21 protein-coding genes are annotated in these 23,812 nt (G+C 65.2%); 3 read left to right on the top strand and 18 right to left on the bottom strand.

Annotated features, from left to right (window positions below):
* Positions 1–148: 148 nt before the first annotated feature.
* The gene (locus tag B2246_RS22750) at positions 149–1,369 is read right to left on the bottom strand and encodes a LysR family transcriptional regulator (RefSeq protein ID WP_008641100.1); all 1,221 of its coding nucleotides are present in this window, start codon (positions 1,367–1,369) and stop codon (positions 149–151) included.
* Positions 1,370–1,540: 171 nt separating this feature from the next.
* Here B2246_RS22750 and B2246_RS22745 point away from each other — a divergent pair, with 171 nt between their 5' ends.
* The 3 genes from B2246_RS22745 (at position 1,541) to B2246_RS22735 (ending at position 4,866) form a co-directional block, all read left to right on the top strand.
* The gene (locus tag B2246_RS22745; protein WP_040010809.1) at positions 1,541–2,689 is read left to right on the top strand and encodes a 4-oxalomesaconate tautomerase; all 1,149 of its coding nucleotides are present in this window, start codon (positions 1,541–1,543) and stop codon (positions 2,687–2,689) included.
* Positions 2,686–3,711 carry an amidohydrolase family protein gene (locus tag B2246_RS22740; RefSeq protein WP_008641082.1) on the top strand — a complete coding sequence of 342 codons (1,026 nt, stop codon included), beginning with the start codon at positions 2,686–2,688 and terminating at the stop codon, positions 3,709–3,711. Before B2246_RS22745 ends, B2246_RS22740 begins: the two co-directional genes overlap by 4 nt.
* A 63-nt stretch (positions 3,712–3,774) precedes the next feature.
* Positions 3,775–4,866, top strand: coding sequence for a porin (locus tag B2246_RS22735; RefSeq protein ID WP_008641081.1), 1,092 nt, complete (start codon positions 3,775–3,777; stop codon positions 4,864–4,866).
* A gap of 179 nt (positions 4,867–5,045) precedes the next feature.
* Here the strand turns inward: B2246_RS22735 and B2246_RS22730 are convergent, their stop codons facing one another.
* The 17 genes from B2246_RS22730 to motA form a co-directional block, all read right to left on the bottom strand.
* Positions 5,046–5,492 carry a flagellar protein FlhE gene (locus B2246_RS22730; protein ID WP_008641080.1) on the bottom strand — a complete coding sequence of 149 codons (447 nt, stop codon included), beginning with the start codon at positions 5,490–5,492 and terminating at the stop codon, positions 5,046–5,048.
* Positions 5,492–6,208, bottom strand: coding sequence for an RNA polymerase sigma factor FliA (locus tag B2246_RS22725; RefSeq protein WP_008641079.1), 717 nt, complete (start codon positions 6,206–6,208; stop codon positions 5,492–5,494). The genes B2246_RS22730 and B2246_RS22725 overlap by 1 nt, the downstream gene beginning before the upstream one ends.
* A gap of 107 nt (positions 6,209–6,315) precedes the next feature.
* Positions 6,316–7,131 carry a MinD/ParA family ATP-binding protein gene (locus tag B2246_RS22720; RefSeq protein ID WP_286881216.1) on the bottom strand — a complete coding sequence of 272 codons (816 nt, stop codon included), beginning with the start codon at positions 7,129–7,131 and terminating at the stop codon, positions 6,316–6,318.
* A 12-nt stretch (positions 7,132–7,143) separates the two neighbouring features.
* Entirely contained in the window at positions 7,144–9,621 is a 2,478-nt protein-coding gene (gene flhF / locus B2246_RS22715) for a flagellar biosynthesis protein FlhF (RefSeq protein WP_286881218.1), read from the bottom strand.
* A gap of 9 nt (positions 9,622–9,630) precedes the next feature.
* Complete coding sequence (gene flhA / locus B2246_RS22710; RefSeq protein WP_286881220.1) at positions 9,631–11,718, bottom strand: flagellar biosynthesis protein FlhA; 2,088 nt, start codon at positions 11,716–11,718, stop codon at positions 9,631–9,633.
* Positions 11,715–12,857, bottom strand: a complete 1,143-nt coding sequence (flhB, locus tag B2246_RS22705; RefSeq protein WP_035880719.1) for a flagellar biosynthesis protein FlhB — start codon at positions 12,855–12,857, stop codon at positions 11,715–11,717. Before flhB ends, flhA begins: the two co-directional genes overlap by 4 nt.
* Before the next feature lie 278 nt (positions 12,858–13,135).
* Positions 13,136–13,867, bottom strand: a complete 732-nt coding sequence (locus B2246_RS22700; RefSeq protein ID WP_286881222.1) for a YceH family protein — start codon at positions 13,865–13,867, stop codon at positions 13,136–13,138.
* Positions 13,868–13,979: 112 nt separating this feature from the next.
* A complete protein-coding gene (locus B2246_RS22695; RefSeq protein ID WP_286881224.1) occupies positions 13,980–15,326 on the bottom strand; it encodes a M20/M25/M40 family metallo-hydrolase in 1,347 nt (448 codons plus the stop codon).
* Positions 15,327–15,449: 123 nt separating this feature from the next.
* Positions 15,450–16,085, bottom strand: coding sequence for a protein phosphatase CheZ (cheZ, locus tag B2246_RS22690; protein WP_011518216.1), 636 nt, complete (start codon positions 16,083–16,085; stop codon positions 15,450–15,452).
* A 12-nt stretch (positions 16,086–16,097) separates the two neighbouring features.
* The gene (gene cheY, locus B2246_RS22685; RefSeq protein WP_008641058.1) at positions 16,098–16,484 is read right to left on the bottom strand and encodes a chemotaxis response regulator CheY; all 387 of its coding nucleotides are present in this window, start codon (positions 16,482–16,484) and stop codon (positions 16,098–16,100) included.
* Positions 16,485–16,556: 72 nt separating this feature from the next.
* Positions 16,557–17,630, bottom strand: coding sequence for a protein-glutamate methylesterase/protein-glutamine glutaminase (locus B2246_RS22680; protein ID WP_008641055.1), 1,074 nt, complete (start codon positions 17,628–17,630; stop codon positions 16,557–16,559).
* Positions 17,631–17,697: 67 nt separating this feature from the next.
* Positions 17,698–18,360, bottom strand: a complete 663-nt coding sequence (gene cheD / locus B2246_RS22675) for a chemoreceptor glutamine deamidase CheD (RefSeq protein ID WP_369799849.1) — start codon at positions 18,358–18,360, stop codon at positions 17,698–17,700.
* Positions 18,357–19,268 (bottom strand): CheR family methyltransferase, encoded by a 912-nt coding sequence (locus B2246_RS22670; protein ID WP_011518212.1) that lies wholly within the window; start codon positions 19,266–19,268, stop codon positions 18,357–18,359. The genes cheD and B2246_RS22670 overlap by 4 nt, the downstream gene beginning before the upstream one ends.
* A gap of 63 nt (positions 19,269–19,331) precedes the next feature.
* Positions 19,332–19,826 carry a chemotaxis protein CheW gene (locus B2246_RS22665; protein WP_008641041.1) on the bottom strand — a complete coding sequence of 165 codons (495 nt, stop codon included), beginning with the start codon at positions 19,824–19,826 and terminating at the stop codon, positions 19,332–19,334.
* A 24-nt stretch (positions 19,827–19,850) separates the two neighbouring features.
* Positions 19,851–21,860, bottom strand: a complete 2,010-nt coding sequence (cheA, locus tag B2246_RS22660) for a chemotaxis protein CheA (RefSeq protein ID WP_035880711.1) — start codon at positions 21,858–21,860, stop codon at positions 19,851–19,853.
* A 60-nt stretch (positions 21,861–21,920) separates the two neighbouring features.
* Entirely contained in the window at positions 21,921–22,913 is a 993-nt protein-coding gene (gene motB / locus B2246_RS22655; RefSeq protein WP_186426726.1) for a flagellar motor protein MotB, read from the bottom strand.
* Between the two features lie 13 nt (positions 22,914–22,926).
* Positions 22,927–23,790, bottom strand: a complete 864-nt coding sequence (motA, locus tag B2246_RS22650; RefSeq protein ID WP_008647547.1) for a flagellar motor stator protein MotA — start codon at positions 23,788–23,790, stop codon at positions 22,927–22,929.
* Between the last annotated feature and the right edge of the window lie 22 nt (positions 23,791–23,812).

The following is a 23,812-nucleotide window of genomic DNA, read 5'->3' as shown; positions in this document are numbered from 1 at the left end:
CCGCCGTGCGGGAGTCAGCGGATTCTAGTTATCGACATGGCTAATCGCCGCGGAAGCGGCCGGCCGCGCATCCCCCATGCACGGCAACGGCAGTCTACGTTCAGCAGGGGATAGCAGTATTGCTTTGTGGCGCGGGCTGCGTTGCCATCTACTTATCGACGGCCTGTTCCATTGACCCGCTGGCGTGCCGCAGCGCGGCGATCAGCGCATCGGCGCCGGGCGAGAGACGCGCGCCCACGCGAGTGGTGATGCCAATGCTGCGCGCCGTGTCGGGCAGCGGGAGCCCCAGTTCGCGCAGCCATCCCGCGTCGATCTCGTGGCGAAGCTGATGGGCAGACAAGGCGGTCACCATATCCCCCTGCAGCAACATGCCGCGCACCAGCGCGAGGTCTCCGGTTTCAACCAGCGGCTGCGGCAACGGCAGGCCACGTGACGCAAACACGCCGTCCAGCGCCTGGCGCGACGGCGACGCGGCGCGAGACAGCACCCACGGATACGGTTCGAGATCGGCCAACGTCACGCGCTTTCTGACCGCCAGCGGATGCGCGGCGCGAACGATCAGCGAGATCCGGTCCTGGAAGAGCCTCTCGGTGGCAAGCCCTTGCGAAGCCAGCGGACGTACCGCGCCAAGAATGAAATCGATCCGCCCGGCCAGCAGGCCCGCGGTCAGCTCCTCATACGGGCTTTCGAGCGTCCGGAAACGCAGATGCGGATGGCGTCGGTGCACGTCGGCAATCGCCATCGGCAACAGCAGCGTGCGGCCCAGCGGCAGCGCGCCAACCGTCACCACACCTTCCAGCACCCCCTTCAACGCGGCGATATCGGCGCGGATGTTGCGCAGTTCGGCCAGAACGCGCTCGAAACGTACCACCCAGCGGCTGCCTGCGTCGGTGGGCACCATGCCCCGCGCCGTGCGCGCGAAGATGGGCTGGCCCAGTGCGTCCTCCAGCCGGGCGATTGCCTGACTGACCGCCGGCTGCGACACGCCGATCGACGCCGCCACGCTGGGCATGTGATGCACCTCGGCCAGCATCGCCGCCACTTCGAGCCGCCGTTCGTTGTGCAGCGCGTCGATACTGGCGACGGCGGCACCCGAATGCGCCCGCATCCGTACCGCTTCCTCCCGCACCTCGCGCAAGGCGGCTTCGATATGCCGCGCGCGCTCGAGCACGATCTCGCCGGCGCGTGTCAGCAGCATCCCCCTGCCCTTGCGCTCGAACAGCACCACCCCAAGCGTCTCCTCGAGCGCGGCCACCGAACGGGCAATCGCGGACGACGCCCGATGCAGCGACTCCGAGGATCGCCGTACCCCTCCGGCAGCGGCGACACCGGCAAAAACGTGAAGGTGATGCAGGCTGATGGTCTCCATGGCGTTGTCCGACCCGATGTTGTATTTGTGCTGTCGATAAGCAGATTAGAACAACTGTCCTGCGACATGGCAACCAAGGGATTCCACGGTACGCCGATACTTCGGCCACCTGATGGACAACCTGATGGACCACCGATCGGACCCCCGATCGGGTCCGGCTTCGCACCCGCCATGACGCCCTGCCTCGCCTCCGATCTCCGCGCGATACCTTGCACGCTGATGCGCGGCGGCACGTCACGCGGACCGTTTTTCCTCGCGAGCGATCTGCCGGAGGACGTGCCAGCACGCGATCGCGTGCTGCTGGCCGCGATGGGCAGCCCAGACCCGCGCCAGATCGACGGCCTGGGCGGAGCCCATCCACTGACCAGCAAGGCCGGCATCGTGTCGCGCGGCACGCCGGGTCATGCCGACCTGGACTTCACGTTCGCGCAACTACAGCCGAACGCCGACACCGTCGATACCACCCCGAACTGCGGCAACATGCTGGCGGCAGTGCTTCCCTTTGCCATCGAACGCGGACTGATTGCGCCGCAGGGCGACATCACCCGGGCACGTGTGCTGACGCGCAACACCGGGATGCTTTGCGACATCACGATCCAGACGCCCGGCGGCGTGCCACGGTTCTCGGGCAACGCGCGCATCGACGGCGTCCCCGGCACCGCGGCCCCGATCGTGATCGATTTTCTCGACACCGCAGGCTCCGTCTGCCATGCAATGCTGCCCACCGGCAACGTCATCGACGTCTTGACGATCAACGATCCGGTGCATGGCGGCTCACGCATGATCGCTGCCACTCTGATCGATAACGGCATGCCGATGGTGCTGATGCGCGCGGAGGATCTCGACCGCACCGGCTACGAAAGCGTGGCGGCGCTCAATGCCGATCACGAGCTCAAGCAACGCATCGAAGCCGCGCGGCTCGCCGCCGGCAAGCTCATGGGGCTGGGCGACGTCTCCGACAAAAGCTATCCGAAGATGTGCCTGCTGGCCCGGCCACGCCAGGGCGGCAGCATCGCCACGCGTTGCTTCATCCCGCGCGTCTGCCACGATGCGATCGGCGTACTGGCCGCCATCACGGTGGGCACCGCCTGCGTGCTGCCGGGCACCGTGGCAAGCGGCATCGCAGCCACCAGCGTCGGGCCGCTCCATGCCATTAGCGTCGAGCACCCGACCGGCGAGTTCACCGTTGAACTGGAAACCGATCCTGCCAAGCCGGGATCGATCGTACGTAGCGCGCTGATCCGCACCGCGCGTCCCATCATGCGCGGCGAGGTACTGGTGCCGACCAGCGCATGGCCTCTGTCTGACGAACTCCCATGATCATCGATTGCCACGGGCACTTCACCACCGCCCCCAAGGCCCTGGAAGACTGGCGCCAACGCCAGATCGCCAGCCTGAACACCCCTGCGCTCGCGCCTTCCGTCAGTGAACTGCGCATCAGTGACGACGAACTGCGTGACGCCATCGCCAGCAATCAGCTTCGCCTGATGCGCGAGCGTGGGATGGACCTGACGATCTTCTCGCCGCGCGCGTCGTTCATGGCGCACCACATCGGCAGCTTTGAAACCAGCGCCACGTGGGCCGCCATCTGCAACACGCTCTGCCACCGTGTCAGCGAGTTGTTCCCCGACCAGTTCGTCGGCGCCGCCATGCTGCCGCAATCGCCGGGTGTCGATACCAAGAGCTGCATCGACGAACTCGAACGTTGCGTGCGCGAGTATGGCTTTGTCGGCGTGAACCTGAATCCGGATCCGTCTGGCGGACACTGGACATCGCCACCGCTATCCGATCCGTACTGGTATCCGATCTACGAGAAGCTTGTCGAACTCGACGTGCCGGCCATGATTCACGTCAGCACGAGTTGCAACGCGTGCTTCCACACCACTGGCGCGCACTACCTGAACGCCGACACCACCGCATTCATGCAGGTGCTGACCAGCGACCTGTTTCAGCGCTTTCCGACGCTGAAATTCGTGATTCCGCACGGTGGCGGCGCGGTGCCCTACCACTGGGGCCGGTTCCGTGGGCTGGCGCAGGAGATGAAGCTGCCGCCGCTTGGCGAACACCTGCTCAATAACGTCTTCTTCGATACATGCGTCTATCACCAGCCTGGCATCGACCTGCTGACGCGCGTGATACCGGTCAAGAACGTGCTGTTCGCCTCGGAGATGATCGGCGCGGTACGTGGCATAGACCCCGAGACCGGCCACTACTACGACGATACGCGGCGCTACATCGATCAGGCCGCGCTCTCGGACGAGGAACGTCACCAGATTTACGAGGGCAACGCGCGGCGCGTCTACAGCCGACTTGACGCGCGACTCAAGGCACGTGGCCACTAGGCAGCGCCATCGAAGCCAGGCATCAACGTTGTTCCAGAAAAATATCTAACGGAGGAGAAGAAGATGAAACTGCGCCACCTGGCGCTGGCGGCCGCGCTCGGCCTGCCCGCCATCGCCAACGCCCAATCCGTGACGCTCTACGGCGTCATCGACACCGGCATCGAGTACCTCAACCACGTCGGCACCGCCAGCAACTCCGTCGTCAAGATGGCCAACCTCAGCGGCACCGTACCCTCCCGCTGGGGCCTGCGCGGCACCGAAGACCTCGGCAGCGGCATGAAGGCCAACTTCGTGCTCGAATCCGGATTCGCCCCCGACAGCGGCGTCTCCAACCAGGGCGGCCGCCTCTTCGGCCGCCAGGCATGGGTCGGCCTCTCCGGCAACTGGGGCCAGGTCAGCCTCGGCCGCCAGTACACCATGCTGTTCTGGGCCACGCTCGACTCCGACATCCTCGGCCCCAACGCCTACGGCTCGAGCTCGCTCGACAACTACCTGCCCAACGCCCGCGCCGACAACGCCATCGCCTACAAGGGCAAGTTCGGCGGCTTCACCGTTGGCGCTACCTACAGCTTCGGGCGCGACACCGTCAACGCCGGTCCCAGCCCCTCCGGCACCAACTGCGGCGGCGAGAACCCCGCCGACAAGACCGCCTGCCGCGAATGGTCGGCCATGCTCGGGTATGAAACCAACTGGTGGGGCATCCTGGGCGCCTATGACTCGCAGCGCGGCGGGCCCGGCGCATTCGGCGGCCTGACTTCGAGTTCGCTCAAGGATGATCGCGCCACCCTCGGTGGCTACATGCTTGTGGACCGCGCCAAGATCGGCGCCGGCTGGATCGGGCGTCGCAACGGCGCCATCGCCACGCCGCGCAGCGACATGTTCTATGCCGGTGTCGCCTACGACATCACTCCTGCGGTGACGCTCTCCGGCGAGGCGTTCTACCTCAAGTACCACAACAGCGCCGACAAGGCATGGCTGGGCGCGTTACGTGCCAGCTACGCCTTCTCTAAGCGCACGTCCGTCTACACCACGCTTGGCTATATCGACAACGGCGGCAAGCTGGCACTGTCCGTGGACAGCGCTTCCACCGGCGCATCGCCCGCGCCTGGCGGCTCGCAGTTCGGCGCAATGCTTGGCATGAAGCACGTCTTCTGACGGCACTTCATTCGTCGGCTTGAGACTGGGCTCCACCTGCCCGCTTCTGGTCATGACTGGCTGGGAGCGGGCTTTTTTTGCGACTGCAGTCCTATACCGAGCAACCCGAAGTGTCGGTGACGTGCAGATACGTGCAAATTGAACCCGTCCCCGGGCCGTTTCAATGCCGGGCCGGCTCGCTATCGGTAGCTCACCGTCACCTCGTTACTGCGGCCTTGCAGGGTGGGAGACAGCCCCCCACGGCCAGCAACCCGGTAGGCAAACACGAACCCTCCAGTCGCATCGTCGCCCGCGAACGCATCGGTCTTGCCCTGCGCGCCAGACAGCAGCACGCAGCGTCGCGCGTTGCACAGATATGCTTCCAGATCGATCGGCGGGGTACTGACGAAGCTGTAGCGCCAGCGTACCGACGTAACGATGCCGCTTGCCTGAGGCATCGTGCCTGGGGGCAACACCGGCGACGACATCGTGCGCTGACCGCGACTGGCAATCAGCGGTCCCTGCGCGGAGCTGGTCCAGGCATAACGCGACCCACTGAGCTCGTAGGTGGCGCGCACGTATGTCTGCGCATCGACCCATGTGGGGGCCAGACAAAGACACAACGCGAACGCCAGAAGATGACGCATCACAACATGCCGCGAAGCTGGTTGCGCAGCCGCGTAATGGCCTGGCTGCGGATCTGGCAGACGCGCGATTCGGTCACTTCCAGCACGGCCCCGATCTCACGCAGGTTCAACTCCTGGTCGTAGCAAAGCGAGAGCACGAGCTTCTCGCGCTCGGGCAGCTTCTCGATGGCACGGATCAGCGCATCACGCATTCCGGATTCCATCAGCACCGTGAGCGGATTCGCTTCGTCGGTCACCCCAAGGTGCCGATCCAGGAAGTCTTCTTCCCCGGAACGTTCGAAGTCCTCATAGTGCAGCAACTGGCAGCCATGGACTTCGTTGAGCAGTTCTTGATACTCCTCCAGCCCCATTTCGAGTTCCTTCGCCACTTCCGAGTCGATGGGGCTCCGGCCGAGTTTCTGCTCGAGCTGGCGCTGCGTGCGTTCGATCTTGCGTGTGAACTGGCGCAGACTGCGCGATTGCCAATCGTTGGCGCGCACCTCGTCGAGCATGGCGCCGCGAATGCGCTGGCTCGCATAGGTCTCGAATCGCGCGCCATGGTTGTCCTCGTAGCGCTTGGCGGCGTCGAGCAGGCCGATCATGCCGGCCTGGATCAGGTCGTCGATCTGCACGCTGGCCGGCAGCTTCGCCGCCAGCTGCAACGCGATGCGTCGCACCAGCGGCGCGTGCGACTTGACCACGTCTGCCTGTTCGAGCTTTCCCTGAATCGTGTACATGGTGGAACTCTCGGTAAATGCTTTCTATCGGTGCCAGCGCCGCGCAAGCATGGCCGCGGCTGACTGTCTGGCTCGGTGTCCGGTCTTGTCGACTTCTTGTTCTGGCTTCATGCGGGAACGGCCACAGCCGCTCCCTGGGGCGTTGTTTCGTGTCGCAACGGCCATGCGCCGATACCGCTGGCGATGTGACGCAGCGCGCTGGTGGATGCCGCTGCGGGATACGCCTCCACCACGCAACGGCCAAGCTGCAATGCGCGGGCCACCAACGGGTCGATCGGCAGGTATCCGGTCAGACCAGCCTCGACGCCGAGGTACTGGCTCGCGGTACGGGCAAGATTGCGCGCCAGCGCGGCAACGGTCGCTTCGGCGGCCGCCATATTGACGACCAGATGGAAGCGGCGGCATGCGTATTCGTGATGCAGACGCTTGATGCGCGCGTAGGCCGCGGTAATCGACGTTGCCTCCGGGCGCATGACGATCACCACGTTGTGGGCGGTTGCCGCCAGAGGCGACAGCGCGCCGGTCGCATCCGTGCGCGCGTCGATCAGCACCGACCGCATGTCGGGAATCAGATCGGATAGCGCGCGGTCCATGTTCCCGGCATCGACTGGGATATCACCTGCCGGCAGCACCGCGATGCCACTGGCAGGGCGCGTGCCAATCGCAGCGGCCGCGGTCACCCGGCCGGCCAGCGCATCGGCGAGCGTTGCGACAGGCGCGGCGCCCGACAGACGCGTGGCACGCACGCCATGGCGATCCTCGTCGACGAGCAGCACACGTTCGCCCTGCATGGCCAGCGCATTGGCCAGACCCAGCGTCACCGTGGTGGCGCCCGCCCCCGCATCGGCGGCAACCACCGCGATGCGCCGGGTGACGCGCGGCGCCAGCAGACGGCGCAGGCTTTCTGCCTGATCGGAACCCATGACGTTCAAGGCTTACTCCCCTGCGACTGCCAACTGCGGCAGTCCGGCTGTCGCCTGCATTGCCGCGTCGGCAGTGATATCACCGACGGGCGCAGGCGAGGCGGTACGTCCCGGATAGTTCTCCAGCACATCCAGCAGCGCCAGCAGGCGACCCATGCCCTCGTTGAGCACGGCGCCTGGCACCGGCGCATTTGCACGTGTCGCGGCGCGGCCAGCCAGGCGCGACAGGAACGCCGGTGCAGTTGCGGTGGGGGTGTGCTGCAGGCGCAGCGTGGTCAGCCCGAGCTGGAGCGACACCATGCTGGCCCCCTGACTGTCCGACGCATCGCCGTCCTGCGCGAAGTGCTCGGCGGCATGACGCAGCGTGCGGAACTGCTCGTCCGCGGCGTTCGCCCATTGCATCCAGCGAGCGACCTGCGCGGCGTCATCGGTCAGCGCCACGTCGCACAGCACGTACTCGACCGCCAGCGTTTCGCCGGTATCACGGTCCGCCATGCGGGAGACAACGAGGCAGGCTTCGGTACCGGCCTCTGCCGTGTTGTCGCGAGCGCGTCCCGCCGCACGAATCGTCCCTTCCGGAATCCGCACGGCGCAGTGACCAACCCAGTGCACAGCGTCGCGATCGCGCCAGGTCGTGTCGCCAATCGCATGAAACGTCAGCGTGTCGGCGATGGCATCGAGTTTGCTGGCGGCGCCACCCGTGATCACACGCGCGGTCTTGCGCGTACCCGCCACCCAGCGCTCGCCAAGTTGATGCCAGCGCGCAATCACGGCGGCCGATGGCACCGATGCATTCAGGTTGACGACGGTACGGGCCGCCGACAGCGTGGCGCGCACGGTCTCGGCTTCGGCATCGGCGTCCGCTTCTGACATCGACTGCCGCGTACGGCCAACCGGCGCGGTGGTACCGGCCAGCGGCATCCCGTCCCGGTCGGCAAGCCACAGGGTGCATTGCATCAACTGCGGCGCGCGACGACCTTGCACCGGCTGCGTAAAATTCTGCGATACGGCGAGCACATAGCGCTCGCAGGCCCGGCTGGCGTCCCGGCACATGGCCATGCGCGCCTGCTGGCCCATCTGCCGCAAGCCCACGGCACCGGCGCCGCGCTGTTGCCAGAGCTGGCGCGCGACGTCGAAGCCGTAGCCCGCGGCGTTCAACTCTTCCACGCACGTGCCCACGGCATTAGCGCTGTCAGTCAACGAACGCAGCATGTCATCGGCGCCATTGCGCTCGACCTGGCGCGGCGTTGCGGCGTCCGCTGCAGCGGCATGGCGGCGTGCCATGTCGGTGTCATTGAACAGCGAGCCACGACGCGGCGTCATGAACGCGCGTTCCACCAGCGTGCTGGCCTGCGCAAGTTCAAGATGTTCCGGCACACGCTGGCCAGTGGAAGCATAGAAAACCGGCAAGCGATGGCGGATCACCACATCGAGCACGGAACCGAGATGCGTCGCTTCATCGAGCTTGCTGATAATGCAGCCGTCGATGCCACCAGCGTCGCCGGCAGCGTCGTGCCGATAGGCGTGCACGACTTCATTGAGCGTATCGCCATGCGCGGCGCCGTTGAGCAGCAGCACGCGCTGCATCGGCGCCTGCACGCCAGCCAGCATCGCGATCTGGTCGGACAGGCTGCGATCGCGCTGGCTCATGCCAACGGTGTCGATGATGACCAGATGCTTGTCCTTCATCGCCGATAGCGCGAAACGCAGGTCCGCGGCGTCCTTCACCGCGTGCACGGGCACGCCCAGAATGTCGCCGTAGATGCGAAGCTGCTCGTGCGCGCCGATCCGGAAGCGGTCAGTCGTCAGCAAGGCCAGGCGATCGGCGCCGTGGCGCAGCACGTAGCGGGCGGCCAGCTTGGCCGTAGTGGTGGTCTTGCCCACGCCGGTCGGTCCGATCAGCGCCAGCACGCCGCCCTGATCGAACAGTGCGTCCTCGTTGGACAGCACAGGCACCTTCTTCGCGATTTCCTGCCGAATCCACGACATGGCGGCCGGACGATCGGTACCCACAGGCAGACGGGAGATCAACGTACGTGACAACTGGCCAGAGAAGCCCGCGTTCACCATCCACTCGAACAGCGACTCGCGCAGCGGATCGCCCACGGCCACATTGCCGGCGCCGCTGGACAGGCCCGCAAACTGGCGCTCGAGCATCGAACGCATCGACGCAAGCTCGCCACGCAGATCACCAATGACGCCGTCATCCGCCCGGGTCGCCTGCCCGTCGACGGCATTGGCCGCCGCGATGGCGATCGGCCCGATTTGCACCGGGGCGGTCTCAAGGATCTGGGATGCGGCTGGCGAGGGCGACACATAGGGCTGCGCGTTGGCGTTCACCGCACCAAGATCGGTGTCGCGCATCGCGACGATTTCCACGCCACCATCGATGGTCCGGTTCGACAGCACCACGGCATCCGGGCCCATCGCCTCGCGCACTTTGCGCATCGCTTCGCGGCCGTTGGCCGCCACAAACTTTGCCACGCTCATGTTCAGTCCTTACGCTGCGCCGCCGATCATGGCGGTGATGCGGATATTGCGGTTGTCCGGTACTTCGGCATGCGACAACACCTTCAACTGCGGCAGGGTGCGGCGCAGGAAGCGCGCCATCAGCGGACGCAGCGGCGACGGCACCAGCAGGACCGGATCGAGACCCAGTTGCTCCTGGCGCACCACCGCACCCTGCGCCTGCTGCAGCACCGCATCGGCCAGACCCGGCTCGATGCCGCCGCCATTGGCCAGCGCCTGCGACAGCACGCGCTCCAGGCCGGCATCGAGGCCAATGACCTGCAGGTCGGCGTTGTTGGGGAAAAGCTGCTGCGTGATCGCGCGGCCCAGCGCCACGCGCACGAGCGTGGTCAACTCGGCCGGATCGCTGACCTTCGGCGCGTGTTCGGCGATGACATCGAGGATCGTGCGCATGTCGCGGATCGCCACGCCTTCGTCCAACAGGCTCTGCAACACCTTCTGCAGGCCAGTCAGCGTGATCGTCTTCGGCACCAGGTCTTCGGTAAGCTTGGGCGATTCCTTGGCGATGCGGTCCAGCAGCGACTGCACTTCCTGGCGACCCAGCAGCTCGGATGCGTGCATCTGGATCAGGTGGTTCAGGTGGGTGGCCACCACGGTGCTGGCGTCGACCACGGTGTAGCCATACGCCTGCGCCTGCTCCTTGAGGGCAGCGTCGATCCACACGGCGGGCAGGCCGAAGGCCGGATCGCGCGTAGCCGCGCCGGGCAGCGTACCGGTGACCTGGCCCGGGTTGATCGCCATCCACTGGCCCGGATTGGCTTCGCCACTGCCAATCTCCACACCCTTGAGCGTGATGCGATAGGCGGTCGGCTTCAGTTCCAGGTTGTCGCGGATATGGACCACCGGCACGAGAAAGCCGATGTCCTGCGCGATCTTCTTGCGGATGCTCTTGATACGGCCCAGCAACTCGCCGTTCTGGGCGCGGTCCACCAGCGTGATCAGGCGATAGCCCACCTCCATGCCAAGCGGATCGACCATCGTGACGTCTTCCCACGACGCTTCGGCGGCCTCGGCCGGCGCGGCGGGCGCGCGCGCGTCGTTCGACTTCGTTTCTGCTGCCGTGGCCTCGCGGCGCAACATGTACCGACCGAGCCAGATCAGCCCGGCAGCCAGCAGCAAGAACGCGAAATGCGGCATTCCCGGGATGATGCCCATCATGCCGATAATGGCGGCCGTGATGAACAACACGCGCGGATTCGAGAAGAGCTGGCCGGTCAGCTGCTGACCGACGTCCTGCTCGTTCGACACCCGCGAGACGATGACACCGGCGGCCGTGGAGATCACCAGCGCCGGAATCTGCGCCACGAGGCCGTCGCCGATCGTCAGCAGCGTGTAGTTATGCACCGCAGTGCCAAAGTCCAGGTCGTGCTGCACCATGCCCACGACCATGCCGGCCACGACGTTGATGAACATGACCAGCAGGCCCGCGATGGCATCGCCACGCACGAACTTCGACGCACCATCCATCGCGCCGTAGAAATCGGACTCCTGCGCCACCTCGGCACGACGCTTGCGCGCGCCCTCTTCATTGATCAGGCCGGCGTTCAAGTCCGCGTCGATCGCCATCTGCTTGCCCGGCATCGCGTCCAGCATGAAGCGCGCGCCCACCTCGGCGATGCGGCCCGCGCCCTTGGTGATCACCATGAAGTTGATCACCACCAGGATGGCGAACACCACGATACCGACCGCGAAATTGCCGCCCACCAGGAAGTGGCCGAAGGCTTCGATCACCTTGCCGGCGGCGTCCGGGCCGGTATGCCCTTCGAGCAGCACCACGCGCGTGGAGGCAACGTTCAGCGACAGGCGCAGCAGCGTGGAGAACAGCAGGACCGCCGGGAACGCCGCGAAGTCGAGCGGACGCTGCGTGTACATGCCGACCAGCAGCACCATGATCGACAGCGCAATGTTGAACGTAAACAGCAGGTCCAGCACAAACGCGGGCAACGGCAGGATCATCATGCCGAGGATCATGATGATCAGCACCGGCCCCGCGAGCGCCTTCATCTGGGCACCAGAGCGCAGGCCCGGCAGGTTGAGGATGTTCGTCAGTGCGTTCATGCGCGGCTTTCCGGTACGGCAAGTTCATCCGGCACCACCAGATCCGCGGGCCCATCGGGCTGCGGACCGTAGCTGTAGTGCCAGTTCTTCAGTTGATAGACCCAGGCCAGGACCTCGGCCACGGCGGTGTACAGGCCGGCCGGGATCTCGTGACCCAGCTCGACGTGGCGATGCAGCGCACGTGCCAGCGGCGGCGCCGACAGCATCGGCACGCGGTGTTCCGCGGCCAGTTCGCGAATCCGCGCGGCCACTTCGTCGGCACCCTTGGCCACCACGCGCGGCGCGCCCATGCGGCCTTCCTCGTAGCGCAGCGCCACGGCGTAGTGCGTGGGGTTGGTCACCACCACGTCGGCCTTGGGCACTTCGGCCATCATGCGGCGGCGCGCAATGGCACGCTGCTGCTGGCGGATACGCGCCTTGATGTGCGGATCGCCGTCGGTTTCCTTCATCTCCTGCTTGATCTCTTCCTTGGTCATGCGGAGCTTCTTGTGGAACGTATAGAGCTGCCAGGGCACGTCCAGTGCGGCCACCAGGATCAGCGATCCCGCCACCACGCCGCTGACATACAGCACCAGTTCCATCATGTGCAGCAGTGCTTCCTGGATCGGCGCGTCCATCAGCGCGATGGCCTCCGGCAGCTTGCGCCAGATCATCCAGGCGCCCACGCCACCTACCAGTAGCGACTTGGCGATGGCCTTGGCCAGTTCCACCAGCGAATGCGCAGAGAACAACCGGCCGAGGCCGGCGATCGGCGACATGCGCGAGAAATCGGGCGAGAACGACTTGGTCGAGAACATCCAGCCGCCCAGGGCCAGCGGCGTCACCAATGCCGCGACGCCGAACATCAGCAGAAGCGGCAGGAATGCCAGCAGGGCGTCCCAGACAATGGCGGCGAACTGGGACAACATGCGATTCGTGTCGAAGGCCGTGGCCGGCTCGAATGCGAGGCCGGCATGCATCACGGCATCGAGCTTGCGGCCCAGCACGCCGCCCGTGCTCCAAAGGCCGATCACGCCGGTCATCAGCATCACGAACGTGCCGAGCTCGCGCGAACGCACCACCTGCCCCTCTTCACGCGCCTTTTCAAGGCGCCGGGCTGTGGCGGGTTCGGTTTTCTCGAGATCGCTTTCCTCGGACATGGACGCTCCAGGCGCGAAGCGCGGACGGCACTTCGTCACCGAGGATTATCAAATCCCCGGCCGGGAAGCATTGGGAGGAAAAGGCGGGGAAACAGGTCCCTGTTTCAGGAATGGAGGGGGCAGCGGCGTTAACGGTCCCCGGGGGGCCGATCTTTAGGGGGAGCGTCCCAAAATGCCGCGATCGCGCACTGTCCGGATGGCATCCGGCGGCATGATGCCGCCTTTGCGATGCAGCACGATTCAGCGTCGGGCGACGCCGCATCGCAAGGCGCGCGGACTCAGGACAGGCGCTCCGGGTCGATGGAGATGCCCAGTTGTTCGGCCATTTCCTCAACCAGCGCCTGCAGGCGCGCCACCTTGTCTTCCAGCTCGCGATGGCTGATCCGGAGCGCCTCCAGCTCCGACGGCGCGATCTCGATGCTCGCGCTCGCGCGTGGGCCCGGCGCTTCGGCCAGACTGACTTCGCCGCATAGCAGGTGCATCCAGCGGTGTTCGCGCTCCCCCGGGCCACGGGGCAGCTTCACGACCAGGGCGGGATCGCGTTCGGCCAGCTCGTCCAGGAACGCCTCGACCGAGGAGATATCGGCAAAGGCGTGCAGCCGCGCCGTGTTCAGGCGCAGTTCCGCCGCCGTCTGCGGCCCGCGCAGCAGCAGCGTGGACAGCAACGCCGCGGACTGGCTCGGCACGCCAAGCACACGGGCAAGGTTCTGCTCGAAGCGGGGCACCCGGCTGCTGCTGCCTTCGAACACGAGGCTCAGCGATTTGAGGCCATCGATGGCGGTCAGGATCTCGTCCTCGCCGACGCTCATCACCGGCGATCGCGCGGTCTTCTGGTTGCAACCGGCGGCCAGCGCATTGAGTGACAACGGATAGGTATCGGGAACGGTGAACTGCTTTTCGAGCAGCACCGCCACCACACGGCCTTCGAGCGGGGTCAGGGCGCGCAGTGGCGGGCGGGACGAAGCCCCGGTGGCCATGGGGGTGTCTGGAGTGTCGGGGGTATCGGTCATTTCGGGCTACGGCTAGGTCGGCAAGGCGACCATTGAAGCGCAAGCGGGCGGCTGGCGCAACCTCGCCCGAAGCTGGCGGAGCCCGCGCCGCCCCCGCAGCCCCCGTAGCCCTTTACCGTGTGATTGGCGGATTGCCCCGGCGCCGTGCCAGCAGCGGTGCATCCACGCCGTCCACGCCGACCAGACCCAGCACGGTGGTCAGGCCCCATTGCGCGCCTTCCCAGGCATTGGTGGGATCAAACCACTCGCCACGCGAGTGTGCGCCGCCCGATTTTCCGCCGCTGCCAATGATGATGGCCGGAATGCCCAGCGCCATCGGCACGTTGGCGTCGGTGCTGCCGCCCCGCAGGGTTGGCGCCTCCTTGCTGTTGGCGTGAATCACGCGGACAGCCGATTGTACGATCACCGAGTCGGTCGGCGTCTGCCCGGCCGGGCGATCGCCAATCAGCTTCGTCTGGAACGTGATGTCTTGGCCCGTGGCTGGCGCCCAGCGACGATTCTCGTCCGCAACCCCGGCTGCAATCGCATCCATGATGTGCTTTTCGGTTTCCAGCAGCGCCGGCGTGCCGTTCGAACGGATATCGACCGCCATGCGCGCATCGCCCGCGATCGCGTTGACCGACGTCCCGCCGGAAACCGTGCCGACCGTGAACGTGGTCTTGGGATCGGATGGCGTGCGCACATCGCTGATCTTGCTGATAGCGCGCCCCATGGCATGAATGGCGCTGGGCAGGCCAAACGCGCCAAAGCTGTGACCGCCGGGACCGCGGAAGGTCACTTCGTAGCGATGGCTGCCGGTGCCCTGCGTCAGCACGCGATCGCCGGTGCCGGGTTCGATGCCGACCATGCCGTCGATATCGGGATGCTCGCGGAACACCGCCTTCATGCCGCGCAGGTTGCCAAGTTCTTCCTCGCCGACGTTGCCCACGAAGACCAGATCGCCAACCGTCCGCACATTGTTTTCGTTGAGCACCTTCAGCCAGGACAACAGCACAGCGAGTCCGCGCGTGTCGTCGCCGATACCGGGGGCGTATAGCTTGCCGTCACGCGCCTTGACGGTGACATCGGTGCCTTCCGGGAAGACCGTATCGAGGTGGGCGGAAATCAGCAGTTTCGGGCCATTGCCCACGCCCTTGCGGATCCCGACCGCATTGCCTTCGGCATCAATATGGGCATCGGCCAGGCCAAGCGCCTTGAGCCGCGAGACGAAGTACTCGGCGCGCGCGCGCTCCTTGAAGGGCGGCGCGGGAATCTCGGTCATGGTCTTCAGTTCGGTCAGCGCGCGCGCGTCATCGGCGCGGACGTCCGTCATCAGCTTCTTGTGGACCGGGGATGCTTCGAGTTTGGTGTAGGCAGTGTCTACCGCTGGGGAGACCTGTGGGAGGGGCAGCGTCTGCGCGTGGGCAATTCCGGCAAGTGCGGCGGCTGCGAGGGCAACAACGGTACAGCGAGCAGGCATGGGGGCAATCCTCTGGCAGGGGGAGAAACCGTGTTTGCTGCGATTGTGCCAGTGAATGCGAAGGTGCGCTGAAGCGCCGCTCTCCCGCGATGCGGGAGAGCGGAAGCCTATCGCCAAACGGCCTCAGAAGCCAAGGCTCGCCAGCAGATCGTCCACCTGCGACTGGTCCGACACCACATCGGCCTTGCCTTCGGGATTGATCTGCGGACCATTGATCAGGGAAGGGGGCGCCTCCACGCGCCGATCGGCCGGCACGTTGTCGATCAGCACCTGCAGCAGTTCCTGCTCCAGCGTGCGGATCATGTCCATCATCTTCTTGATCACCTGGCCCGTCAGGTCCTGGAAGTCCTGGGCCATCATGATCTCGAGCAGATGGCTGCCGGTGGCCTTGGTCTTCTCCGGAACCTCGGTCAGGAACTCGCGCGTGTCGAGCACCAGCGCGCGGGCGTCGCCCAACTCCACGGGTTGCTCGAACCACTCGCCCCAGCGCTTGTCCAGCGCGGTGGCCTTGGCCTCGAGTTCTTCCTGCAGCGGCTGCGCCAGTTCCACGGCCGTGAGCGAACGCTCGGCAGCCTGCTCGGTCATGGCGGCGATGTAGCTCAGACGGTCGCGCGCGTCGGGAATGGCCTGGGCGGCGCGCTCGATTTCCTTGTCGAGCCCCAGCTCCCGCATGTTGTCGCGCAGCATCCGGGTCAGGTTGCCGATGCGATGGATGATCTGCTCGGCCGCTTCGTTGCTGAAAGTCGGAGTCGTCGACATGTCGCGTCCCTCTTATTGACCCATTTTCTCGAAGATCTTGGTGATCTTCTCGTCGAGCGTGGCGGCGGTAAACGGCTTGACCACGTAGCCATTGGCGCCTGCCTGCGCGGCGGCGATGATGTTCTCCTTCTTGGCTTCAGCCGTCACCATCAGCACCGGCGTCTTGGCGATCTCGGGCGTCGCGCGGATCGTCTGCAACATGGTCAGGCCATCCATGTTCGGCATGTTCCAGTCCGAAACCACGAACTGGAAGCTGCCATCCTTGACCTTCTCCAGGCCGGCTGCGCCGTCCTCGGCTTCGTCCACGTTGGTGAAACCAAGCTCCTTGAGCAGGTTGCGGATGATCCGGCGCATGGTCGGGAAATCGTCGACCACGAGAATCTTGATGTTCTTGTCCACTGTTACGGCTCCAAAACGGTTGCGGATGGCCATGCCATCCGGATGATTGCTGCTTATCTGACCTCTCGCGCGCTATACGCGCTGCGCCCGCGCGCCAAACGTAGCCAGGTGCGCCATGACGCGCTGGCTCATCTGGTGCAGGGGCACCACTTCATGCACACCGCCGGCCGCGATGGCTTCCTTCGGCATACCAAACACGATGCAGGATTGCTCGTCCTGCGCCAGGTTGTAGGCGCCTGCCTCGCGCATTCGCAACATGCCGCGCGCGCCGTCCTTGCCCATGCCGGTCAGGATCACGCCCGTGACGTTCTTGCCACCGTGAATCGCGGCGGAATCGAACAGCACATCCACGGACGGTCGGTGCCGATTGACCGGCGCTTCCTGGGACAGGTGCGCCACGTAGTTCGCGCCGCTACGTGCCAGCAGCATGTGCGAATCGCCGGGCGCGATGTACGCATAGCCTGGCAGCACACGCTCGCCATGCTCGGCTTCCTTGACCGTGATGCGGCACAGGCCGTTCAGGCGGTGCGCGAACGACTTCGTGAAACCCGCCGGCATGTGCTGGACGATCATGACCGCCGGAGAATCGGGCGGTAGCGGCGTCAGGAAATCCTTGATCGCCTCGGTACCACCCGTGGAAGCCCCGACGATGATCAGCTTTTCCGTCGACAACAGCGGCGCGCGCAGCATCGGCGCGACGGGCGCCGCGCCAGCGCTCTGCTCCGCACGCGCACGCACGCGGGCGCGCGATGCGGCGCGGATCTTGTCCGCGATTGTCTGCGTGTAGTCCAGCAGGCCTTCACGGATACCGAGCTTCGGCTTGGTCACGAAGTCCACGGCGCCGAGTTCCAGCGCGCGCATCGTGATCTCGGACCCGCGCTCGGTCAGCGACGACACCATGAGCACCGGCATCGGCCGCAGGCGCATCAGGCGCTCAAGAAAATCCAGGCCGTCCATGCGCGGCATTTCTACGTCCAGCGTCAGCACGTCCGGATTGACGCGCTTGATCAGGTCGCGCGCCACCAGCGGATCCGGGGCGGTACCTACCACCTCCATGTCCGGCTGGCTGTTGATGATTTCCGACATCAGGCTGCGTATCAGCGCGGAATCGTCCACGCACAGCACCTTGATCTTCGCGGCAGTCATGTTGGTCTCTACGTCTCTTGCGTGTATTTCGTGTATGACGCGTCTTGTACGTCCCGCGCGCCCGACATCAGGTCGGGATCCTGGCCGTGGTCTGTCGCGTGAACAGTTCCACGGCGCCTCGCGCGGGTGCCTTCGTCGACGTGGACAGCGCCCGTGCCAGGGCACGTTCCTCGCGTTCGACGCCTACGGTATCGTCCTGGCGCGTCAGCCGGCGGACCAGTGCAAGGCCGGTACGTGGAAAGTAGCTGACACGTCGCGCGTGCGGTCCGCGCAGATCCTGCGCGGCCACGCGCACTTCTTCCGTGCGCAGGTACTTCAGTACGAAATCGGCATTCCGATCCCCGATATTTAGGGTCGTCATGTTGGCCAGTACCGCGCCACCCCCAAATACTTTGGCCTCCAGCCGTTCGCGACGCGCGCCCATCTTCAGCAGTTCATTGATAAGCACTTCGAGCGCGTAGCAGCCGTAGCGCATCGACGTAGAGAGCATCCGGTCGGCGCCGGCGTTCTCGTCGTCGGGCAGCATGAAATGGTTCATGCCGCCGACACCGGCCACTTCGTCACGAATGCACGCGGACACGCACGATCCCAGGACGGTCGTGAGTACGACGTCCTCGGCGGTCACGTAGTACTCGTTGGGCAACAGCTTGATGGCCTGCCGGTCGAATTCGCGGTCAAAGTACTTCCGGGTGGCGATGGCCTCCGGCATCTGGGGCGTGCCGCGCATCATGCAGCTCCGCTCTTGTTCGTCAGCTCGTACACGGTCTGCCCGCGCAACTGGAATGCGCGGGTGACGTACGAGAAGTTCTCCGAGTGCCCCGCGAACAGCAGGCCGTTTGGCTTGAGCAGCGGCGCGAACCGTTCGAGAATCTGGCCCTGCGTCGGCTTGTCGAAATAGATCATCACGTTGCGGCAGAAGATCGCATCGAACTTCTCGCGCAAGCCCCAATCCGGCGCCAGCAGGTTCAGCGGCTCGAAGGTGACCGTCGCGGCAAGCTCCGGCTTGACCTTGACCGACCCGGCCCGCGCGCCGGTGCCCTTCAGGAAGAAACGCTTGAGCCGTTCCTGCGACAGCCGCGATACCTGCTCGGCGGTATAGATGCCGCTGCGCGCCTTGGCCAGCACCTGGGTGTCGATGTCCGTGGCCAGCACCGTGCCCGCGCGTTCGCCCAGCGCTTCCGCCAGCGTGATGGCGATCGAGTACGGCTCCTCGCCGGTCGACGCCGCGGCGCACCAGACGCTGTAGGGTCGCCCGATTTTCTTGGCGTGCTCGGCCAGCAGCGGAAAGTGATGAGCCTCGCGAAAAAACGACGTCAGGTTCGTTGTCAGCGCGTTGGTGAAGTACTCCCACTCCGACGAACGCTCGTCGGCTTCGAGCTGCGCGAGATAGGTGCTGAAGTCCGCAAGCTGCAGTGTGCGCAACCGCCGGGCCAACCGGCTGTAGACCATCTCCCGCTTGTGGCTGCCAAGCGAGATGCCCGCGCGCTTGTGAATCAGCGCGCGGATCTTCTCGAAGTCGCGCTCGGTCAGCAGAAAGTCGCGCATCTCATCGCGCAATGGCGCCAGCACGGGCGCACCGGGCGTCATAGCCGCGCCTGGCTTCCTGATGGCGCTGGAGGAAGAACGGAGCGGCGTCATGGTGTATGTCCTTCAAGGTACCGGGGAGTCGGCGATGCGGGCTGCCGGACGTGCCGGCAAGCATCAGGCGAGCTCGGCCTCGATCAATTCCATCTCTGGGCTGGTCATCATGCGTTCGATGTCGATCAGGATCAGCATCCGGCCTTCCACCGAACCCAGCCCGGTCAGATGTTCGTTGGAGACCGACACGCCGAACTCCGGCGCGGGCTTGATGTCATCGCCGGTGAGCGTCAGCACGTCCGATACGCCGTCGACGACGATGCCAACCACGCGGCCGGCCACGTTCAGGATGATCACCACGGTCTGGTGGTCATAGCGCACGTTGCCGAGCTTGAACTTCAGGCGCAGGTCGACGATCGGCACGATCACGCCGCGCAGGTTGGTCACGCCCTTGAGGAAGTCTGGCGCGTTGGCGATGCGCGTCACCGTCTCGTAGCTGCGGATCTCCTGCACCTTGAGGATGTCGATGCCATATTCTTCCGTCCCCAGCGTAAAGACCAGGTACTCCTGACCCGAGGCTTCGCTGCCCTGGGTATCGATATGTCCGATGCCGGCCATGTCCGTTCTCCTTGGTGTCGATTACTACGCGGCCATCGGGGCCTGGCGGCGCACACCAGTGCGCTGCAGCGCGCCGACGTCCACGATCAGGGCCACGCTGCCGTCGCCGAGGATGGTGGCGGCGGAAATGCACGGCACCTTGCGATAGTTGGTCTCGAGGTTCTTGAGCACCACCTGGTGCTGCCCGATCAACTGGTCCACCAGCAACGCGAAGCGCTTGCCTTCGGCCGCCAGGATCACGGCAATACCCTGCGTGGGCTCCTGCACGGCGTTGGCCACGTTGAAGACCTTGTGCAGTTCCAGCAGCGGCAGGTATTCGCCGCGCACGTTCATCACCCGCTCGCCGTTGGCCGCGGTGTGCACGTCGTCGGCCATCGGCTGCAGCGACTCCATCACGCAGTTCAGCGGCAGGATGAAGGTTTCTTCGCCAGTACGTACCGACATGCCGTCCAGAATCGCCAGCGTCAGCGGCAGCACGATGCGGGTGGTGGTGCCCAGCCCGGCGCGCGAGCTGATCTCCACGTGGCCGCCCATCTCCTGGATGTTCCGCTTGACCACGTCCATGCCAACGCCCCGGCCGGAGACATCGGTAATGACTTCGGCCGTGGAAAAGCCCGGCGCGAAGATAAGCTGCCAGACTTCGTCGTCGGGCATGTTCTCGGAGACCGGCAGGCCGTTCTGCATCGCCTTGGCCAGGATGCGCTCGCGGTTCAGGCCGGCGCCGTCATCGCTCACCTCGATGACGATGTTGCCACCTGCGTGCTGCGCGGAGAGGATCAGTTGTCCGGTCGGCTCCTTGCCGGAGGCAATACGCTTCTCTGGTGTTTCGATGCCGTGATCGAGACTGTTTCGCACCAGATGGGTCAGCGGATCGATGATCCGCTCGATCAGGCCCTTGTCCAGTTCCGTTGCCTTGCCGAACGTGACCAGATCGATCTGCTTGCCGAGCTTGCCCATCATGTCGCGCACCAGACGCGGGAAGCGCGAGAACACGTAGTCCATCGGCATCATCCGGATGGACATCACCGCTTCCTGCAGATCGCGCGCATTGCGCTCGAGCTGGCCCATGCCTGAGAACAGGCGGTCGAACAGCACCGGGTCCAGTGACGACGCGGTCTGCGCCAGCATCGACTGGGTAATGACGAGTTCGCCCACGAGGTTGATGATCTGGTCGACCTTCTCGGTCGGCACGCGGATCGAACCGGCATCCGGGGTGTGCGCGGCCGCGGGCTTGGCCTTCTCTTTCTCCTTGGCAGCCACCGGTGCGGCGGCGGGCGCGACAGGCGCGACGGCTGCCGGCGCGGCCACGGGCGCGGGCGTCGGCGCGGCGACCGGTGCCGCCGGTGTCTCGCCTGGCGTTACCGCTTCCACGGCGATCTGCTTCTCGTCGATCACGAAGCAGCAGACCGCGATGATGTCGTCGGCGCTGCACTGGCTGTTCAGCCAGATGATCAGGTCGCCGTCCGATTCCTGCTGACCGGTGATCTCGCCCAGGTTGGCAAGCTCCTCGCGCAGCAGGGCCTGGTCGGCGGCCGATACCTTGATCAGGCTCACCTTGAGATTGCCGCCAGCCGGTGCGGCAGCGGGCGCGGATGCGGCTACCGGCGTAGCGGCGGGCGCGGGAGCCGCCTCGCCGCTGGCTTCCTGGGCCAGTTGCTGCAGCACGGCGCAAATGCGCGCCAGCGTTTCCGGATCGGGTTCGGTGCCGTTACGGTAGGCGTTGAGCTGATCGTGCAACACGTCCTTGGTTTCCAGAAAGGTGTCGATGATGACGCGCGAGAGAGCTAGTTCCCTCCGACGCGTGCGGTCCAGCAGATTCTCGAAGATGTGCGTGGTTTCGGTCAGCGCCGTGAAGCCGAACGTCGCGGCGCCGCCCTTGATCGAATGCGCGGCACGGAAGATCGCGTTGAGCGCTTCCGCATCGGGGGATTCGATATCCACCTCGAGCAGCAGCTGCTCCATTTGTACGAGCAGTTCCTCCGCCTCCTCGAAGAAGGTCTGGTAGAACTGCGTGATATCGATATCGACAGACATGATGGTCCTGACTCGCTAGATTGCCCTGGAAGATGCGCCGCCCTGTTCAGGCGGCACGCGTCATTCCCCCTTGCCCTTGCCTTTGCTTTCTCCCGCGCCGCCAGGCTTGGCCGCGGGCGCCGAAGCGCTCCCCAACTGCGCCTGCACGTCCTGTGCCGCCTGGCCCTTCTGAGTCTGCACCGTGACATCGGCGGCGCTGGCGTTCTCGGCCTCGAACTGGGCCTGGGCGCGCTGGTTGAGCACAACGATGCTGATACGGCGGTTCACCGGTGCCAGCGGATCGTTCTTCTCCAGCGGCATCGTGTCCGCCAGACCCAGCACGCGTAGCAACTTGCCTTCCTCCATGCCGCCTGCAACCAGTTCCTGCCGCGACGCGTTGGCGCGGTCAGCAGACAGTTCCCAGTTGCTGTAGGCACGCTGGCCCATCATGTATTTGGCCGAGTCGGTATGACCGGAAAGACTGACCTTGTTCGGCAGCTCGTTGAGCACCGGGCCGATCTCGCGCAGGATCGTGCGCATGTACGGCTCGACCGCCGCGCTGCCGGTGCGGAACATCGGACGGTTCTGCGTATCGAGAATCTGGATGCGCAGACCTTCGCTGGTGATGTCGAGCAGCAGTTGCGGGCGGAACTGGCGCAGTACCGGGTTGTTCTCGATAATCTGTTCCAGACGCTTCTTCAGACCGCGCAGCCGCTCGCTCTCGATCTGGTCGCGGCGGCGCTGGGCATCCGCGGCCGGATCGTTGGTCTGCGCCTTCATGATCTCGCCATCCTTGGCCATCACGTCCTTGCCGCCGCCGGGAATCACGCTCGTCGAAAGGCTGCTCTTGTCGCCGCCGGCAATCGCCACCTTGAGCGGCGTGCGGAAATACTCGGCCACGCCGACGAGAACCTTTGGCGATGAGGAACTCAGCAGCCACAGCACCAGGAAGAGCGCCATCATGGCCGTCATGAAGTCGGCGTAGGCGATCTTCCAGCTGTGGTTGCCATGCGGCTTGGCATGCGATTTCGCCTTCTTGATGACGATCGGACGCAGGTCCTGGGCGCTGCTCATGACTGCTCTCCCGTCAGGTCAGGCTCTTGACTTCGCGGACATGGTCGTCGAGCTCGAGGAACGACGGACGTACCGTGGAGTACAGCACCTTGCGGCCGAACTCCACCGCCACCAGCGGTGCGTAACCATTGAGCGACGCCAGCAGCGTGACCTTGATGCATTCGTACATCTTGATGCTCTCGGACACCTGGTGTTCGACACGCGATGCCAGCGGCGACACGAAGCCGTAGGCCAGCAGAATGCCAAGGAACGTACCCACCATCGCGTTGGCGATCAGGGCGCCGAGTTCGGCCGGAGGCAGGTCCGCGGAAGCCAGCGCGTGCACCACGCCCATCACCGCCGCCACGATGCCGAAGGCGGGCAGGCCGTCGCCGACGCGCGAGAGCGCATGGGCCGGAATCTCGGCTTCATGGCGGACGGTTTCGATTTCGTGATCCATGAGCGCCTCGATCTCGAACGCGTTCATGTTGCCGTTGACCATCATGCGCAGATAGTCAGTCAGGAATTCCATCATCTTGGCGTCGGCCAGGATGCGCGGGTACTGACTGAAGACACTGCTCGATGCCGGATCGGCGATTTCCTTTTCGAGGAACAGGATGCCCTCGCGGCGTGCCTTGGACAGCAGCACGTACAGTAGCGCCATCACGTCCAGGTACAGTTCCTTCTTGTACTTGGAGCCCTTCAGCAGCGAGGGCATGGCCTTCATCGTGGCCTTGATGGCCTTGCCGCTGTTGGAGCTGATGAATGCGCCAACCGCGGCACCGCCGATGATGATGAGCTCCGCCGGTTGATAAAGCGCGCCCATGTGGCCGCCGGTGAGGGCGTAACCGCCCAGCACCGCCACGACTACGACGACATAGCCAAGAACTACAAGCACGATCGGATCCCCGTCTGAAAAA

Origin of the sequence: Cupriavidus sp. UBA2010, assembly GCF_002335265.1 — a bacterium.
GTDB lineage: Bacteria > Pseudomonadota > Gammaproteobacteria > Burkholderiales > Burkholderiaceae > Cupriavidus > Cupriavidus metallidurans.
The sequence above is the reverse complement of the archived record's forward strand: the minus strand, read 5'-3'. Positions and strand labels throughout refer to the sequence as shown.

Excerpts from the sequence above, each read along its gene's own strand:
- B2246_RS22750 (WP_008641100.1), bottom strand. The coding sequence starts at position 1,369 with ATGGAGACCATCAGCCTGCATCACCTTCACGTTTTTGCCGGTGTCGCC.
- B2246_RS22745 (WP_040010809.1), top strand. The coding sequence starts at position 1,541 with ATGACGCCCTGCCTCGCCTCCGATCTCCGCGCGATACCTTGCACGCTG.
- B2246_RS22740 (WP_008641082.1), top strand. The coding sequence starts at position 2,686 with ATGATCATCGATTGCCACGGGCACTTCACCACCGCCCCCAAGGCCCTG.
- B2246_RS22735 (WP_008641081.1), top strand. The coding sequence starts at position 3,775 with ATGAAACTGCGCCACCTGGCGCTGGCGGCCGCGCTCGGCCTGCCCGCC.
- B2246_RS22730 (WP_008641080.1), bottom strand. The coding sequence starts at position 5,492 with ATGCGTCATCTTCTGGCGTTCGCGTTGTGTCTTTGTCTGGCCCCCACA.
- B2246_RS22725 (WP_008641079.1), bottom strand. The coding sequence starts at position 6,208 with ATGTACACGATTCAGGGAAAGCTCGAACAGGCAGACGTGGTCAAGTCG.
- B2246_RS22720 (WP_286881216.1), bottom strand. The coding sequence starts at position 7,131 with ATGGGTTCCGATCAGGCAGAAAGCCTGCGCCGTCTGCTGGCGCCGCGC.
- flhF (WP_286881218.1), bottom strand. The coding sequence starts at position 9,621 with ATGAGCGTGGCAAAGTTTGTGGCGGCCAACGGCCGCGAAGCGATGCGC.
- flhA (WP_286881220.1), bottom strand. The coding sequence starts at position 11,718 with ATGAACGCACTGACGAACATCCTCAACCTGCCGGGCCTGCGCTCTGGT.
- flhB (WP_035880719.1), bottom strand. The coding sequence starts at position 12,857 with ATGTCCGAGGAAAGCGATCTCGAGAAAACCGAACCCGCCACAGCCCGG.
- B2246_RS22700 (WP_286881222.1), bottom strand. The coding sequence starts at position 13,867 with ATGACCGATACCCCCGACACTCCAGACACCCCCATGGCCACCGGGGCT.
- B2246_RS22695 (WP_286881224.1), bottom strand. The coding sequence starts at position 15,326 with ATGCCTGCTCGCTGTACCGTTGTTGCCCTCGCAGCCGCCGCACTTGCC.
- cheZ (WP_011518216.1), bottom strand. The coding sequence starts at position 16,085 with ATGTCGACGACTCCGACTTTCAGCAACGAAGCGGCCGAGCAGATCATC.
- B2246_RS22680 (WP_008641055.1), bottom strand. The coding sequence starts at position 17,630 with ATGACTGCCGCGAAGATCAAGGTGCTGTGCGTGGACGATTCCGCGCTG.
- cheD (WP_369799849.1), bottom strand. The coding sequence starts at position 18,360 with ATGATGCGCGGCACGCCCCAGATGCCGGAGGCCATCGCCACCCGGAAG.
- B2246_RS22670 (WP_011518212.1), bottom strand. The coding sequence starts at position 19,268 with ATGACGCCGCTCCGTTCTTCCTCCAGCGCCATCAGGAAGCCAGGCGCG.
- B2246_RS22665 (WP_008641041.1), bottom strand. The coding sequence starts at position 19,826 with ATGGCCGGCATCGGACATATCGATACCCAGGGCAGCGAAGCCTCGGGT.
- cheA (WP_035880711.1), bottom strand. The coding sequence starts at position 21,860 with ATGTCTGTCGATATCGATATCACGCAGTTCTACCAGACCTTCTTCGAG.
- motB (WP_186426726.1), bottom strand. The coding sequence starts at position 22,913 with ATGAGCAGCGCCCAGGACCTGCGTCCGATCGTCATCAAGAAGGCGAAA.